This is a genomic window from Halovenus halobia (assembly GCF_051414135.1).
Lineage (GTDB): Archaea > Halobacteriota > Halobacteria > Halobacteriales > Haloarculaceae > Halovenus > Halovenus halobia.
The window spans coordinates 867,918-883,899 of record NZ_JBLKOA010000001.1 but is presented as its reverse complement, the minus strand read 5'-3'; the positions used below and the strand labels follow the sequence as shown (position 1 = coordinate 883,899).

The window sequence follows — 15,982 nt, the reverse complement described above, 5'->3', positions numbered from 1 at the left end:
ATCGGTCCGCGTACTTACTCCGCATATGTCCGGTAATATCCGGGTTCTCCACGTCGACGACGACCCAAACCTTGCCGACGTGGCGTCGACGGTCCTCGAGCGTGAGAGTGAGGAACTCACGGTCGAAACTGCGACCCACCCCGACGAGGGACTCGACCAACTCGGCTCGAAACCGTTCGACTGCGTCGTCTCTGATTACGATATGCCAGATACGAACGGGATCCAGTTTCTCGAAGCCGTCCGCGAGAACCACCCTGACCTCCCGTTTATCCTGTTTACGGGCAAGGGGAGCGAAGAGATCGCGAGCGAAGCCATCTCTGCTGGTGTCACTGATTATCTTCAAAAAGAGTCGGGGATTGACCAGTATGCCGTCCTCGCCAACCGAATCCAGAATGCAGCCGACGCCCGCGAGTCAGAGCAAATGCTCGAGGAGCGCACCCGCCGCCTCGAAACGCTGATTAGCACGCTCCCGGGCATCGTTTATCGGAGCAAGAATCAACCCGACTGGCCGATGGAGGCTGTCGAGGGAGAAGTCGAGGAACTCACCGGCTACACCGCCGAGGAACTCGAATCCGGGAGCGTCGTCTGGGGCGAGGATGTCTTGCACCCCGAGGAGCGCGAGCGGATGTGGGCTGCCGTCCAGGAGGGGCTGGCACGCGACGGCACCTTCGAGGTCACCTACCAGATACAGACCCGTGACGGAGCGGTCCGGTGGATGTGGGAGCGAGGGCGGGGCATCTACGACAACGGTGACCTCGAAGCGCTTGAGGGGTTCATCACCGATATCACCGAGCGCAAGCGCTGGGCTGAACGGCTGGACGCCTACATCGACAACACCTCTGACATACTGGGCATCGTCAGCGAGGACGGTACGTTCGCGGACCTCTCACCGTCTTCTGAACACGTGCTAGGGTACACGCCCGAGGAACTTGTCGGCGATTCTGTCTTCGAGTACGTCCACCCCGCCGACCGAGAATGGGTTGGCTCGGAATTTGCCGACCTCGTGGAGACCGGCACGCGAAAGCGCATCGAGTATCGGTTCCAGGACGCCGACGGCTCGTACCTCTGGCTGGAGTCTGTCGCGAGCGACCGGACAGAGTCGGCGTTATCGGGCTACGTCGTCACGACACGCGACATCACCGACCGCAAGGAGCGCGAACACAAGCTACTCACCCAGAACGAGAAACTCGACGCGTTCACCGGCTTCGTCTCACACGACCTGCGCAACGCGCTCAATGTCGCGACACTGCGCCTGGACTTGGCGACACAGGACGTCGAGAGTCCACACCTCGACAACGTTGCAGACTCGCTCGACCGGATGGAGCAGTTGATCGACGACCTGCTCGTGTTCGCCGACCAGGGGACAGCTGTCGGCGATACTGAGGCGGTCGACCTCGCCGAACTGGCGCCAGAGCCGTGGGCGAATCTCGACACGGCGGGGGCGACGCTTGAATTGGCGTTCGACGACTCGCCGACGATTCAGGCGGACCCGAGTCGAGTGAAGAGTCTGCTCGAGAACCTGTATCACAACGCCGTGGAGCACGGCGACACGGACACGACAGTGACCGTCGGGACGCTCGACCCGGACGGATTTTACGTCGAGGACGACGGCGTCGGGCTGGCTGTCGAGGAGCGCGACCGCGTCTTCGAGGCGGGCTACACCACGAAAGACGACGGAACCGGCCTCGGGCTGGCGATCGTCGAACAGGTCGCCACCGAACACGGCTGGGATATCGACGTGACCGAGAGCGAGGCGGGTGGCGCGCGCTTCGAGATTACCGGCGTCGGACTGCTCGATTGACTGCCGTCTGGGTCGTTCGCTTCGGTGCAGCTATCCCGACGACTCCTGTGGACTCGGCCCTGTATCTGAAGGCTTTTTATGATGAGAACCTACAAAGAGATATGGAACTTAACCTCCCCGTCTCGGCTGGTGTAATCCTCGCAATTATCGCTGCCGGCAGTGCCGGGCTCATCTTCTCGCCGATTCCGATGACGGCAACGACGACACTGATGATGGTCACGCCGTCGATGCTCGTCTTCGCAGCAATTGTCTTCGTAATCGGCGTCAAGCACGGCGAGTATCGCGCAGGCGCTGTGTAAGGTCGGCCACACCCACCGTCTTCTCCGTCCCCGTTTCGGTCACGACCAGCGCTCCGTCCGTCTCGCTCGCTCCCTCGCGCAGTTCCAGCGTCGCTTCTGCAGCGAGGGTAGCGAGCACCGTCACGACCGCACCGACCTCGACCAGTGGCGCGTCTAGCACGACCTTGCTGTCGGCGTCGAGGTCGTACTCGTCGACTAACTCGGTCGCCAGTGAGAGCAGGTCCCCGTGGCTGTAGGTGCCCTCCTCGTCCCGGAGAGCAGGGTCGCCAGCCTCGACTCGTTCGGGTGGCTCGATTGGATTCTCACTCCACATCTCCTGCTCGAAGTGGACAACATCTGCTTCCTCGGGCGGGCCGCCGTAGGCTATCTGTGTACACTGTGGCGTGAGGTCGTAGCGCTCTGTCCAGCCCGCCGGGAGAACGAGAGCCCGAGAGTCGACGGGTTCGGACGCTTCCAGTTCGACCGTTGCACCGACCAGTGTCGCGCCGATGGCCGCGTACACCGAGTCTGCGGCGTCAGCGCGTCGGCTGTCGTCGTCGGGGCCTGCTTCCTTCGGCCCGGAGAGCACCGTCACGGCAGCACCGGGGTGGACGCCGTAGTGGCCGAGTAGGTTGCCCGATTTCCAGACGTTCGGGACGAAATCGTCGTAGGTGTAGGGAGCTGTTCGCGTGGGCGTTTCGATGACAGTGCCGTCAACACCGCGACAGGCAGCGACGAGGTCCTTGAGCGACTCCATTAGAAGGAGTTACGGAGCCTATCAAAAAAGCCCTGCTCTACCTCGATATCCTCGCCGCCGGCCTCTGCAAATGCCTCCAGCGCCTCGCGTTGCTCCTCGTTGAGCGAGTCCGGGGTGACAACCTGCACCTTCACCAACAGGTCGCCGCTGCCACGGCGCTGTGGCCGCGGCATTCCTTTCCCATTGAGTCGGAAGGTTTCGCCGCTCTGGGTCCCTTCTGGCACTTCGAACTCGACGGTGCCGTCGAAGGTTTCCAGTTCGACTGTATCGCCGAAGACGGCCTGCGGGAACGAGATGGCCTTGCGAGTCTGCAGATTTGCGCCCTCGCGGTCGAAGTCAGGGTGGTCCTCGATTTTGATTTCGACGAGCAAGTCACCGTTTCGGCCACTCTCGCCGGGCGCGCCCTCGCCGCGCATTCGGAGTGTCTGGCCAGTTTTGATTCCTGCCGGAATCTCGACCTGTAGCGTCGTCTGGTTGCGGACGATACCGTCGCCCCGGCAGGTCGAACACCGCTCGTCGTAGATTGTGCCCTGGCCTTCGCAGCGCTGGCAGGCGGTCCGCTGTTGCATCCGCCCGAATGCGGTCTCTTGGACACGAGTCTGCTCGCCACTGCCGTTACAGTCCGGGCAGGTCCGAGAGTCGGTCCCCGGCGGGTGGCCGCGGCCATCACACTCTCCGCAGGCTTCTGGCCGTGTGACGGTCAGTTCCTTCTCGGTACCGTGATAGGCCGCTTCGAGGTCGATTGTCAGTTGCGTTTTGAGGTCTTGCCCGCGGCGGTTGCCGCCACCACCACCGGATCCGCCGAAAAACTGGTCGAAGATGTCCTGCATATTGCCGAATGGGCCACCCCCGCCAGCGGCGCCGCCGAAGGGGTCACCGCCGCGGCCGCCCCGACCACCGTCGTCGGTCGCGCCGCGTTTCTCGGCCTCGACGAACTGCTCGTGGCCCATCTGGTCGTACATCTGGCGTTTCTCGTCGTCAGTCAACACCTCCTTTGCCTTCTTTGCCTTCTTGAACTTCTCCTCTGCGTCGGGGTCGTCACTCACGTCCGGGTGATACTCTCGGACGGCCTCGCGGTACGCGCTCTCGATCTCGTCGTCTGAGGCGTCTCGTGAAACGCCAAGGATATCATAGAAATCTTCCGTCATCAGTTATCCGCGTCTATGATACTGCGACACTAAAGATGACCGGGTCTGGAGACGGACTGCTGGTCGCAGTACTTCCTCGAGTGGTCAGTCTGTACTCGTAGCATATCTCTCCTTTGCCCCTGTTCGGGATGGTCTGAGCCGCGTTAACCCGACGCTTTTTGACCGCTGCGCGTCTCTGTTCAGACATGTCTGGAGAACTCGACGGAACGGATGAGATTGTCTACGAGCCGTCCGCGACGTTTCTGGAATCGAGCAACGTCGCGCAGTTCATGGCTGAACACGATATCGACGACTACGAGGAACTACACCGCCGGTCGACGACTGACATCGAGGGGGTTGAGGCGTCAGGACTGGACTGGTTCTGGGACGAAATTGTCGACACGCTCGGGCTGGAGTTCGACGACCCGTACGACGCCGTCAGAGACGACAGCGGGGCGCGGAGCCCCCTGGATGACGCGAGCGGCGACGCCGCGAGCCGCGGGGGACCACAGTTCACCGACTGGTACGTCGGGGGGAAACTGAATATTGCGCACAACGTCGTCGACCGCCACGCAGCCCCCGAGTCGGAGACTCGTAACAAGGTCGCGACAATCTGGGAGGGCGAAGACGGCGACGTACGGGAGGTGACCTACCACGAACTCCACCGACAGGCCAATCAGGTAGCCAACACGCTCGAAGCCAGGGGCGTCGGCACCGGAGACACCGTGGGCCTGTATATGCCGATGGTCCCCGAAGTCGTCTCGCTGCTCTATGGCTGTTTCAAAGTCGGCGCGATTGCCGTCCCAATCTTCTCCGGATTCGGCGTCGACGCCACAGCCACGCGAATTGCTGACGCGGAGTGTTCTGTTCTGTTTACCGGCGACGGGTTCTACCGCCGCGGCGACGAAATCACACTCAAGGAGCAGGCCGACAAGGCCATCGCGGAGGCAGGCCACGTCGAGGACGTGGTCGTGTTCGACCGTCTCGGCGTCGATATCCCGATGACGGATGGCCGCGACGAGTGGTGGGCCGACACCGTCGGCGAGGCAGACGACAGCTACGAGACGAAATCGCTGGACTCCGATCAGGAGTCGATGTTGCTGTACTCTTCGGGGACAACTGGCAAGCCGAAAGGCATCGTTCACACCCACGCTGGCGGCCTCGTCCAGCCAGCAAAGGAGCTGTACTTCTCGTTCGACCACCAGCCCTCGGACCGATTCTTCTGGGTCTCGGACATCGGCTGGATGATGGGGCCGTGGACGCTCATCGGCAACCACGTCTTTGGCGGAACTATCTTCATGTACGAGGGCGCGCCTGATTACCCCGGGCCAGACAGATACTGGGAGATGATCGACCGCCACGGGCTGAGCGTCTTCGGTATCTCACCGACAGCCATCCGAGCCCTGCGCAAACACGGCGACGAGCATCTGGACGGGCACGACCTCTCGACACTTCGTCTGCTGGGGTCGACCGGCGAACCGTGGGACCCCGAGTCCTGGCAGTGGTTCTACGAGAACGTTGGGAACGGCGACACTCCGATTATGAACATCTCCGGCGGCACCGAAATCTTCGGCTGTTTCCTCCAGCCGTCCCCGACGCACTCCCTGAAGCCAGGCACGCTGGGCGGGCCTGCCCTCGGAATGGATGTCGACATTGTCGACGCGACTGGCAAATCCGTCGCCGACGAGCACAAGCAGGGGTACCTCGTCTGTCGCTCCTCTGCACCCTCGATGACGAAGTCGCTGTGGAGCGGCGACGAGCGCTATCTGGAGGAGTACTGGAGTCGCTTCGATGACCTCTGGGACCACGGCGACTGGGCACAGAAAGACGAGGACGGTCTCTGGTTCCTGCACGGCCGCTCGGACGATGTGCTCAACGTCGCCGGCCGGAAGGTTGGCCCCGCAGAGGTCGAGAGCGCACTCATCGACCACGAATCGGTCAACGCGGCCGCAGTTATCGGTGCCGACGACGACACGACTGGCACTGCTGTCGTTGCGTACGTCATCCTCGAAGACGGCTACGACGAGTCTGATGACCTGCGCGCGGAACTGACCAGTCACGTCGGCGCGGAACTGGGGAAACCGTTCCGCCCGTCGGAACTGTTCTTCGTCGACGAGTTCCCCAAGACCCAGAGCGGCAAAATCGTCCGGCGGCTGATTCAGGCAGTCCACGAGGGAGAGGAACTCGGTGACCTCTCCAGCATCGAGAATCCCGACGCGCTCGACGAAATCGAGACAGCGCGCTAGAGCACGCGCTTGCCGAGCGCACTCGCGATGAGTTCACAGGCCAGTTCTGCGGTGCGGTTCGACTCGTCGAGAATGGGGTTCACTTCGACAAGTTCGAGCGAGCACAGCGGTGTCTCCGACCGTGCAACTATCTCCATCGCCGCGTGTGCCTCACGGTAAGACACGCCGCCTCGGATGGGCGTCCCGACACCGGGGGCTTCGCTGGGGTCGAGCATATCCATATCCAGACTGACCGCGAGTTGGTCGGGGCCGTCGGTAATGTATTCAAGCGCCTCCTCGACGACCACCGAGATTCCACGGCGGTCGATATCACTCATCGTATAGGTGTTGATTGGGCTCGACTGCAGCCGCTCGCGCTCGCCTGGGTCGACACTGCGCAAGCCGACCATGGCGATATGTTCTGGCGCGACGTTCGGGGCGTGAGCCCACTCCATATCGCCAAAGACGCCATTGCCGAGAATCGCTGCTATCGGCATTCCGTGAACGTTCCCGCTCGGCGTCGTCGCCGGTGTGTTGATATCAGAGTGGGCGTCGAGCCACAACAGCCCGGTTGGTTCGTCGGCAACACCGTTGACCGTCCCGATTGCGATGGAATGGTCACCGCCAAGCACCAAGGGCAGACTCTCATCAGACCGGGCCGCCTCGACTCGTGTTGCCAGCTCCGAACAGACCGTGCCCGTCGCGTCGAGATACTTCGCGTCCCCGTCGACATCGGACTCAGAACGGCTGTTTTCCGGACGAGGGACGGGCAGGTCACCGCCGTCGACGCAGTCGATTCCCAGCGCCGCAAGTTGGTCTCCGAGTCCGCCGTACCGAATCGCAGACGGCCCCATGTCGACGCCACGGCGGTCGGCCCCCAGGTCCATCGGCACACCGAGCAGTTCGACTGGCCGGTTCATGTCTGCCGAGAGAGTACGTGCTCGTAAAAAGGCTCGGCTGGGCCAGAACAAGCCAGCAAACTATCATTATTGTTACCGTCGGGTTTAAGATGGCAAGTACCGAAACTCGGATTATGTCATCAATCGAACTAACTCCCAGTCAGAAAACAATTCTCCAGGAGTTGATCAATCTCCACAAAGAATCCGACAGCGCGGTCAAAGGGGAGGACATCGCCGACGAATTAACCGCAATCCCGGAACCATCCGCAACCAGATGCAGAGCCTGAAGGCCCTGCAGTTGGTCGAAGGCGTACCGGGGCCGAAAGGTGGCTACAAGCCAACAGGGACGGCATACGACGCCCTCCAGATTCAGGATATGGACCAGGCTGCAGATGTTCCCCTGTATCACAACGGCGAACTCATGACCGGGTCGAATGTCGAACAGATTGACCTGACAAGCGTCCATCACCCCGAGGAGTGTCGCGCGAAGATCAACATGCGCGGGTCGCTGTCCTCGTTCAACGAGGGCGATAAGGTCACTGTCGGGCCGACACCGTTGTCGAAACTCCAGATTATCGGGACGCTCGAAGGAAAAGACGACACTGACAACGCACTTATCCTCACGATTGACGATATGCAGGCACCTGTCGAAGAACCAGAACACTGAGTTCGACCCCTGCTACCGAATCTCGACGATACGGGCACTCTGAGACCCTATCAATCGTGTTTCGTCGTCTCTCTATTGACGGCTCTCTGTTCATGTGAATTACTCACAATGGAGTGTAAATTGCAAACCTTTGTATCGGCGGATTCCTGACGGGAGGATATGACAGAGCAGGTCGTCGTTCTCGGTTCCGGCTATGCCGGTGCCGGAGCAGTTCAAAGTCTCGAATCGTCGATCGCCGGCGACGCAGAGATCACGTGGGTATCGGACGTTGATTATCATCTCATTCTCCACGAGACACACCGCTGTATCAGCAACCCGAGCGTTCAGGAGAAAGTCGCCATCCCTATCGACGAGATCAAATCACCGTCGACGGAGTTCATTCAGGCGACTGTCGAGGGCGTTGATACCGACGAGCGAACTGTCGACCTCGAAGACGGTGACACGCTCGACTATGACTATCTACTGGTCGGACTCGGAACGCGCACCGCATTCTTCGGTATCGAAGGCCTCGAAGAGTATGCGCACACGCTCAAGAGTCTCGACGACGCGCTGGGTATCCACGAAGATGTTGTCGACGCGGCCGACGAAGCAACCCAGACCGACCCGGCACAGATTGTCATCGGTGGTGCAGGCCTGTCCGGTATTCAGACCGCAGGTGAGATTGCTCGACTCCGTGACGAGCGGTCTGCGCCACTCGAAATCCATCTTGTCGAAGGCCTTGACCAGATCTTTCCCGGAAACGATGATAGCATCCAGTCCGCACTGCGTGACCTGCTCGAAGAGCGCAACGTGAACATCCTCACTGGTGACTTCATCGGCGAAGTTGACGAAGATACGGTCTACATCGGCGAAGAGACAGAACTCGATTACGACGTGCTGGTCTGGACGGGCGGCATCACCGGCCGCAACGCCGTCCGCGAGGCCAACGTCGACAAAGACGAGCGCAACTACCGGCTCGAAGCCGGTCAGACGTTCCAGACGACCAACGACCGCGTCTTTGCGATAGGCGACGCGGCGCTCATCGACCAGCCAGGCGAGGACCCGGCCCCGCCGACGGCACAGGCCGCCTGGCAGGCCGCCGAAGTCGCTGGCGAGAACATCGCCCGCGAGATGCGCGGCCAGCCGCTGAAAAACTGGAAATACAAAAACAAAGGCACAGTCGTCTCCGTCGGCGAGGACGCTGTTGCACACGATGTCTTCATCGTTCCGTTTGTGGATACCTTCGGCGGCTTCCCCGCCCGGACGCTGAAGAAGATGATCGCGGCGAACTGGATCAACGACATCACGGGCGTTGGCCGCGCGGCGAACGCCTGGGCAGACATGTAACTCTGGGAGTCACTCCAAGCCGAGTTTCGCGTGCCACTCCGACGCGTCTGATTCTGCAACCTGTTCGTCCATCTCCGCGAGAAGACTGACTGCCCTGCTCGCTGTCTTGGCCGCGCGCTGCTCACCTGTGACCTCGAACTCGCCAGTCGTTCGGTCGGCGTAGACCGTACAGACAGCGCCTGCACGGAGCCCGTAGATATTTGCGAGCGTGAGGATGGCACTCGCTTCCATCTCGAAGTTGAGGACGTTTGCTCGCTTGAGTTCCTCGATCAGCTCTTCACTGCCGCGACCCCGGTAGCCACGGAACCCTTCGCGACTCTGTCCAGCGTAGAAACTGTCCGTGGACGCGGTGAGTCCGACGTGATAGTCGTACCCCAGTTCTTCGGCGGCCGCCGCGAGCGCAGCGACAACCGCGTGGTCCGCAACTGCCGGGTAGTCCTTGCGGATGTACTCGTCGCTGGTGCCCTCCTGTCGGACCGCGCCGGAGGTGATGACCAGGTCGCCAACGTCTGTTTCTGGTTGGATTGCGCCACAGGAGCCAACCCGAATCAGCGTGTCAGCTCCAACACGCGCAAGTTCCTCGACGGCGATGGCCGCTCCCGGTGAGCCGATTCCTGTCGACGTGACCGATATCGGTGCGCCGTCAGTCGTTCCGGTTGCGGTGCGGTACTCGCGGTGGTCGGCAACGACTTCGCCGTTGTCCCAGCAGTCGACGATAGTTTCGATTCGGCCCGGGTCGCCCGGCAGGAGGACGCTGTCGGCAACGTCTTCGTCTGTCACTTCGAGGTGGTACTGTTCGTCTTCTTTCGGGTCCTCTGACCCGGCGCTGTCGGTCATTGCTGTCCCTCCTTTGCGGCGTCGAGATGTGCTTTCGTAATCGTTTCCGGGAGCAACTCTCCCAGTGTGTATCGCTCCGTCCCGTCGGCACTCCCACAGAGGATGACGAAGTCTTCGCCACAGAACTCGGCGAGTGTCTGGCGACACATCCCACAGGGTGTGACGCCATCCGCAGCGGCCGAGACAACGGCGAGTCGCTCGAACGCTCGGACGCCGTCGCTGACAGCCGACCCGAGTGCTGCCTCCTCGGCGTGGAGGCTATTGGAATAGTTCGCGTTCTCGACATTACAGCCAGTATAGACAGTTCCGTCGGCGGCTTGCAGTGCGGCACCGACAGGGTACGAGGAGTACGGGACGTAGGCCTGCTCGTGGGCCGTCTCGGCCGCCGCAAGTAACTCTGCTTCGCTTGGTGGCATATCTGTGCTGTTGGCCACCCGCCTCAAATAGCCACCGTCGTTTCGGGGTCTGAAACGCGACTGGCATCTTATCAGCCAGCCAATCGAACTGTGGAATATGGTTCACGATACTGACCGCGGCTGTCCGAAATGTGGTCACGATGAAACTGATGTCGGCGAGATCTCGACGACCGGTGGCGGACTCTCCAAGATGTTCGACATTCAGACGAACTCGTTCAAAGTAGTCTCCTGCCGCAACTGTGGCTACTCCGAACTGTACCGGGACACGACCAGCGGGACCAGCGACATCGTCGACGTCTTCCTCGGCTGATGGCGCTGCTTGTCACTAATCTCACGTTCCTGCTGGTCGTGGTACTCGCCATCGTCGCTCCGCTGGTGCTGTACGTCCTCGTCCGGAACGAAGGCCAAGAGGAGACGATGAGCCGGGAAGAGGCCGAACGCGCCGCGCGCCGAGATACCGACGACCGACGCTGACGGTCAGAAGACGATGTACAGCTGCAGGTAGACGAGAAACCCAAGCGCAAAGGAGATGAGCCATAGTCCGGCAGCGATTCGCCCGGCCGTGGGGTGACGAGTTTCTGGCAGTCGTGCGACGGGTACCGTACTTGCCAGCAACAGCGCGTAGTAGACGAAGGGGATGCAGAGCATCGCGAGCAGGATGTGCACGGCCAGCATCGGGAGATAGACGTACTGGTAGAGCAGGTCGGGGCCGGGGTACGTTGTCGGCCCTTCCAGCGAGATGCGGTAGAGATACAGCAGCAAGAAGACCGCAAAAATTCCCGTACTTGCGAGCATCGCTCGGCGGTGCGTCTGAATGTTGCGCCGACGAATGGCGACGACACCGTAACTAATCGTTCCGATAGCCGTGAGACTCAACAGTGCGTTGATGTGTGGAATTGCCTCGAGAGCCCCCTCGGCGCGGGGAAGCAGCCCCTCCGGAACGACACCGAAGACAGCGCCAAACACCAGCGCAAGCGAGACAATTGTGAGTACGCCGGTCAGCGCCGGCACGTGCTCGCGGACCTGCTGTTGCATATCTCCCCCTTCGCCTCGGGCGGCCTATACGTTGCCTTTCTCGGTCACTCCGCTTGTGTGTGCCCGAGGATGTGGGCCACTGTCGGCAGAATAAGCTCCTCCATCCCGAAGGCGGCTCCTGTCTTGCTCCCCGGCAAACAAAAGATAGCGACGCCATCGGTCGAGCCGGCGAAGGCCCGAGAGAGCAGCGCACGCGGTCCGATGTCCTCGTAGGAAAGATAACGGAACAGTTCGCCGAATCCGGGAATTGTCTGGTCGAACAGCGGCCGCACTGCCTCGACTGTCACGTCTTCGGGCGAGAGTCCAGTGCCGCCAGTCAATACGATTGCGTCGACAGCAGGACGCTCGACGAGTGCTTCGACGGTCGCCGCGATGGCTTCGGTTTCGTCGCCGACGAGTTCACGGACGGCAACTTCGTGGCCGTCGGCTTCGACCAACTCCTGCAGTCGGTCGCCGCCGGGGTCGTTCTCCAGCGTTCTGCTTGTCGAGACAGTGACGACGGCAAAGGAGACTGTCTCGAGTTCGAGATGGCTGTGCTGATGACTCTCCTCACTATGGTCGTGGTCGTGGCCGCCACTATCGTCGTGGCCGTGGTCATGTCCATGGTCGTGGCCGTCGTGGCCGCCACCATCGTCGTGGTCGTGACTATGTCCGTGGTCACCGCTCTCGTTGTGGTCGCTCATACCTCAGCGTTGGCGGCACCGAACAAAAAGCTCGTCCCGTCGACTCAGTCGGTGGGCGGCGATTCGACGAGTTCGAGATACTCCTCGTTGGGTACCCACTCGCCGTCTTCGCGGACCATGTACTCGCCGTAGTACGGAACGCGATTCGAGACGGTCTCGCGGAAGGACTCTCGAATTTCGGCTTTTGACATCTCCCCCATCGGTCGGTGGTCGTCGTGGCGGTTCAGACACCCCTTGAACTTGCCGTCGTGTGTAACACGGACGCGATGGCAGTTCGCACAGAACTCGGCGTTCTCGACCGGGTCGACAATTTCGACCATTCCTTCGCCGGCGGTTTCCGGTAGTTCGCTGAGGTCGGGATCTTCGCTGTCGATGTCGACAGTCACCGGTTCGTCGTCGGCAGTGGTCCCTTGCTCGATGAAGTACCGGGCGCGGCCGTGCATCTCCCGGCGTTCGATTCGGTGGGCCTGGTCGGCCAGCCAGTCGTGCACGCGACCGATGTCGATTGCCCACTCCGGGTGGCCGGAGATTTCGGGCATGTACTCGATTAGCTGCAGGCGCAGACCGTCGTTTCTGGCGACGTGGTCGACCATCTGAGGGACGTATCCGGCCGTTGGCTCGAAGACGACCATATTCAGCTTCACCGGCGCGAGGCCGGCGTCGAGTGCTGCTTCCACCCCCTCGATGACGCGGTCGTACGCGCCACTTTTGGTCAACTCCGCAAAATCATCGGGGTCGAGCGCGTCCTGTGAGACGTTCACCCGGTCTAACCCCGCCTCCACTAACTCCGGTGCGCGTCCCGGGAGGAAGGTGCCGTTGGTCGTCATCGACACCTCCATCTCCTCGGGCGTGCGTCGGATGATCTCTTCGAGGTCATCTCGAAGCATCGGTTCCCCACCCGTGAACTTGACTGCGTCAACACCAAACTCCGCGACGACTTCGAGGATGCGCACCACTTCGTCTGCGGTCATCTCGTCATCCTGCGGGTCCATTGGACCGCGCGTGTCCCCCAAGCCCTCGTTGTGACAGTAGACGCAATCGAAATTACAGCGGTCGGTGAGTGAGATGCGGATCCCCGTCACCTCCCGGCCGTGGTCATCTTCGAGGGGCATACTGTTAATCTGCACCGCGGAGCATATAGATGTGTGGGGCGGTGCCACGGGGACAGAACAACTGATCACCGTCGGCTGCCTGTCACCCGACTACCGCTTTCCGAGCGCCCGCTCGAACGTGCGCTGTGCTCGTTCGTACCCCTCGTTTCTGTCGACAATCGGGTCAGCATACCCTGCCGTGAACTCGTCGCGCTCTCTTTTCGACAGTGTCGGCCAGTCGATGATTTTCTCCGTCGGAACGTCTGCGAGTTCGGGCACGTACTCTCGGATGTAGGTCGCGCCGTCGTCGTACTTGCTGGCCTGCGAGATTGGGTCAAAGATGCGGACGTCGACGCTGTCTGTCCCGGTCGAGGCGATCCACTGCCAACTGCCGTAGTTGTTGGCCGGGTCGTGGTCGAGCAACTGTTTCTGGAAGTACCGTGCGCCAACACGCCAGTCAATCAGCAGGTGTTTGGTCAGGAAAGAGGCAACGACCTGTCGCGGGCGGTTGTGGATGTATCCTTCCTCGTTCAACTGGCGCATTCCTGCGTCGACGAAGGGATACCCCGTCTCGCCGCGCTTCCATGCCTCTACGTCCTCGTTGTCATTTCGCCACTCGATTGGGTTCGGAATCTCCTTGTAATTCTCAGTCAGCAGCCTCGGGTTGTAGTTGAGCAGGTGGTAGTTCTGTTCGCGCCAAGAGAGTTCGTAGCGGAACTTGTCGATGTTCTTGCGTGCCCGACCCGTCGCCGCGTCGTAGCGCTCGCCGGCGTCGGCCCACACCTCTCGAATGCCGATCATCCCAGCCGCGAGATACGGTGAGAGCCGAGAGACGGCACCGACTGGCTGTTCGACCGCCCGACGCATGTCGTCGCGGGTGTCGTTGTAACTCTCGATTCCGGCGGTCAGAAACTGGTCGTAGCGTTCGCGGGCGGACTCGTACCCTGCCGCTGGTAACTCGATGTCGGCCTCGATACTGGGCGGGCCGGTGTCGTCGCTGAACGAAACGAGCGTCTCCTCATCCGGGCGCTCGAAGGGCGTCAGTTTGTGTTCACCTTGCCAGTCGTTGTAGAACTGGCTGTGATTTGGGTAGGAGCGGTCGAGTCGGTCCGGGTCGACGAGCAATAAGTCCTGTACTGACTTCGTGGGGAGGGCCTCGTCGACAGCACGCTCGCGGTTTCGTCGCGCTGGGCGATACCCGCGGTTGTAGTAGACGCGCTCGGCGTCGTAGTCCTCAGAAATCTCGCTGAGAACGTCCGCAGGCTCACCACCGCGGACGAGCAGGTCCGAGCCGAGTCGTCGGTATCGCCGCTTCAGTTCTCGCACTCCCTCCATGAAGAAGGCCCGTTGGCGCTTGCCAATCTGTGCGAGCATGTCCGTATCGACAATGTAGACCGGTAGTGTCGGGCCGTTGTTGGTGGCCAGTGTCAGTCCACGGTTGTCCGGAATTCGAAAGTCGCGTCTGTGCCAGAAGAGGTTCATACAGTAATTTGGCTTACGGGAATTTGAGGCTGGTGGTCCCCACAAAATCGGCTGGCAGTGCGGCTCACCAGGTTGTCAGCGCGGCCCTGCCGTGGTCGACCGTAAGCACGGCAAGGAAGGCTACGACGCCGGTGAGCGCGAATGTTCCCCCGACGTAGAACACAGACGCCATACTCACCTCGACCATCAGCCAGCCTGCAATCAGCGGCGCGGCGACTGACCCTGGCCGCCAGACCAGTTCGCGGATGCCGAAACTCGACGCGACGCCGCCTTCGGAGGTCCCTTCGTCGGCAAACAGCGCCATACTCGCCGGTTCGCGAAACGAGTCGGCGACGCCGAGCAACCCTGAGAACGCAACCAGCGGGAGATACGCTGCTGGCAACTCGCCGAGAATCGGCACCGTGACGCCGGCACCAACCGCCGAGCCAACTGTGGGGGACAGCGGCACCGCCAGCGCGACGAGGCCGTAGGCTCCGCCGCCGGCGAAGACGAACAGCGACCGCCCGTACCGGTCGGAGAGCTGGCCGGTGAACAGTTGTCCGAGCATGTTCGTTGCTTTCTCTGCTGTGACGGTCACTGCGACTGCCGTCGCACCGACTGCCAACCCGCCCGACGCGAGGGCTGTCCCTGCGTAGATTGGAATCCACGTCCGGACCATCGTCACCGCGAAGGCGTACTGCGCTCGGAAGGTCGAAATCGTCACAATCTTTCTGTTGAGCGCGAGGTCGGTGAACGGGAATCCCTTCCGGCGAGTGTCGTCGTCGTCGAGCACGACCAGCACAATCAGCCACGCGAGGACGAACAGTGCGGCGACGAGCATAAACACCAGCCCAAACCCGACAGCGTCGTAGATTGCACCGGCAGAGAGCGACCCCAGAATCGAGGCCGCAAAGGAGGCGGCATTCGCCTTTCCAATCTTGTCTGCTCGCGTCCCCGTAGCGGCAACCTGCCCAACGAGTGAGAGCGACATCAGCCCGCTACCGGTGACAACGACGCCCTGCAGCGCGCGGATTGCAACGAAGGACAGCGACGAGTCCACCAGCGGAAACAGCGCGTAGATGACTACCCCCATTCCGAGGACAACGAGGAGGACGAGTCGCTTGTCGAAGCGGTCACCGGCCCACGCCAGCGGGACAACTGTTGCTGTCTGGGCGAGCGTGAACCCAGTCGTGTACATACCGATGATGAATCCCGCACTGATGGTCAGCCCGAACACTGTTGCCCCCTGAGGGTCGAGCGTGTTGATGTAGGTTGGCAACAGCGTGATGAGCGTGATGAACCCGAACCCTTCGGCAAAGCGGGTGAGATACAGCGCCCAGAACTGTGACCGCTCGTCGGCGTTGCTCACACCGGTAGGG

At 61.4% G+C, this 15,982-nt stretch carries 16 protein-coding genes and 1 pseudogene; 7 read left to right on the top strand and 10 right to left on the bottom strand.

Annotated features, from left to right (window positions below; translation table 11 throughout):
- Window positions 1–25 precede the first annotated feature (25 nt).
- Window positions 26–1,801, top strand: coding sequence for a PAS domain-containing protein (locus ACMGFM_RS04835; protein WP_436901311.1), 1,776 nt, complete (start codon window positions 26–28; stop codon window positions 1,799–1,801).
- Window positions 1,802–1,902: 101 nt separating this feature from the next.
- A complete protein-coding gene (locus ACMGFM_RS04830) occupies window positions 1,903–2,100 on the top strand; it encodes a DUF7333 family protein (RefSeq protein ID WP_436901310.1) in 198 nt (65 codons plus the stop codon).
- Here the strand turns inward: ACMGFM_RS04830 and ACMGFM_RS04825 are convergent.
- On the bottom strand, window positions 2,066–2,836 hold the full coding sequence (locus ACMGFM_RS04825; RefSeq protein WP_436901309.1) for a hypothetical protein: 771 nt from the start codon (window positions 2,834–2,836) through the stop codon (window positions 2,066–2,068). The genes ACMGFM_RS04830 and ACMGFM_RS04825 overlap by 35 nt on opposite strands.
- The gene (dnaJ, locus tag ACMGFM_RS04820) at window positions 2,836–3,984 is read right to left on the bottom strand and encodes a molecular chaperone DnaJ (protein ID WP_436901308.1); all 1,149 of its coding nucleotides are present in this window, start codon (window positions 3,982–3,984) and stop codon (window positions 2,836–2,838) included. The genes ACMGFM_RS04825 and dnaJ overlap by 1 nt, the downstream gene beginning before the upstream one ends.
- Window positions 3,985–4,169: 185 nt before the next feature.
- On the opposite strand from dnaJ, the gene ACMGFM_RS04815 reads away from it, so the two are divergent.
- Complete coding sequence (locus tag ACMGFM_RS04815; protein ID WP_436901307.1) at window positions 4,170–6,209, top strand: AMP-binding protein; 2,040 nt, start codon at window positions 4,170–4,172, stop codon at window positions 6,207–6,209.
- Here ACMGFM_RS04815 and rocF read toward each other — a convergent pair.
- Window positions 6,206–7,108, bottom strand: a complete 903-nt coding sequence (rocF, locus tag ACMGFM_RS04810) for an arginase (protein WP_436901306.1) — start codon at window positions 7,106–7,108, stop codon at window positions 6,206–6,208. The genes ACMGFM_RS04815 and rocF overlap by 4 nt on opposite strands.
- A gap of 113 nt (window positions 7,109–7,221) precedes the next feature.
- Here rocF and ACMGFM_RS04805 point away from each other — a divergent pair.
- Window positions 7,222–7,754, top strand: a pseudogene (locus ACMGFM_RS04805) (HTH domain-containing protein).
- 159 nt (window positions 7,755–7,913) lie between these two features.
- Entirely contained in the window at window positions 7,914–9,080 is a 1,167-nt protein-coding gene (locus ACMGFM_RS04800; RefSeq protein ID WP_436901305.1) for an NAD(P)/FAD-dependent oxidoreductase, read from the top strand.
- Between the two features lie 9 nt (window positions 9,081–9,089).
- On the opposite strand, the gene ACMGFM_RS04795 is transcribed toward ACMGFM_RS04800, so the two are convergent.
- Together ACMGFM_RS04795 and cdd are read right to left on the bottom strand one after the other, a co-directional pair.
- Window positions 9,090–9,917, bottom strand: coding sequence for a nucleoside phosphorylase (locus ACMGFM_RS04795; protein WP_436901304.1), 828 nt, complete (start codon window positions 9,915–9,917; stop codon window positions 9,090–9,092).
- Window positions 9,914–10,333, bottom strand: a complete 420-nt coding sequence (gene cdd / locus ACMGFM_RS04790) for a cytidine deaminase (protein ID WP_436901303.1) — start codon at window positions 10,331–10,333, stop codon at window positions 9,914–9,916. Before cdd ends, ACMGFM_RS04795 begins: the two co-directional genes overlap by 4 nt.
- A gap of 97 nt (window positions 10,334–10,430) precedes the next feature.
- Between cdd and ACMGFM_RS04785 the strand changes: the two genes are divergently transcribed.
- Entirely contained in the window at window positions 10,431–10,643 is a 213-nt protein-coding gene (locus ACMGFM_RS04785) for a zinc ribbon domain-containing protein (RefSeq protein WP_436901302.1), read from the top strand.
- Complete coding sequence (locus tag ACMGFM_RS04780; protein WP_436901301.1) at window positions 10,643–10,807, top strand: DUF8143 family protein; 165 nt, start codon at window positions 10,643–10,645, stop codon at window positions 10,805–10,807. The genes ACMGFM_RS04785 and ACMGFM_RS04780 overlap by 1 nt, the downstream gene beginning before the upstream one ends.
- A gap of 3 nt (window positions 10,808–10,810) precedes the next feature.
- On the opposite strand, the gene ACMGFM_RS04775 is transcribed toward ACMGFM_RS04780, so the two are convergent.
- The 5 genes from ACMGFM_RS04775 to ACMGFM_RS04755 all read right to left on the bottom strand — a co-directional run bounded on the left by ACMGFM_RS04775 (window position 10,811) and on the right by ACMGFM_RS04755 (window position 15,972).
- Window positions 10,811–11,368: a DUF420 domain-containing protein gene (locus ACMGFM_RS04775; RefSeq protein ID WP_436901300.1), complete on the bottom strand. Its 558-nt coding sequence runs from the start codon at window positions 11,366–11,368 to the stop codon at window positions 10,811–10,813.
- Window positions 11,369–11,412: 44 nt separating this feature from the next.
- Complete coding sequence (locus ACMGFM_RS04770) at window positions 11,413–12,051, bottom strand: MogA/MoaB family molybdenum cofactor biosynthesis protein (protein WP_436901299.1); 639 nt, start codon at window positions 12,049–12,051, stop codon at window positions 11,413–11,415.
- A gap of 44 nt (window positions 12,052–12,095) precedes the next feature.
- Window positions 12,096–13,163 (bottom strand): GTP 3',8-cyclase MoaA, encoded by a 1,068-nt coding sequence (moaA, locus tag ACMGFM_RS04765; protein ID WP_436901298.1) that lies wholly within the window; start codon window positions 13,161–13,163, stop codon window positions 12,096–12,098.
- A gap of 90 nt (window positions 13,164–13,253) precedes the next feature.
- Complete coding sequence (locus ACMGFM_RS04760) at window positions 13,254–14,624, bottom strand: cryptochrome/photolyase family protein (RefSeq protein WP_436901297.1); 1,371 nt, start codon at window positions 14,622–14,624, stop codon at window positions 13,254–13,256.
- Window positions 14,625–14,688: 64 nt separating this feature from the next.
- Window positions 14,689–15,972, bottom strand: a complete 1,284-nt coding sequence (locus ACMGFM_RS04755) for an MFS transporter (protein ID WP_436901296.1) — start codon at window positions 15,970–15,972, stop codon at window positions 14,689–14,691.
- Window positions 15,973–15,982 lie beyond the last annotated feature (10 nt).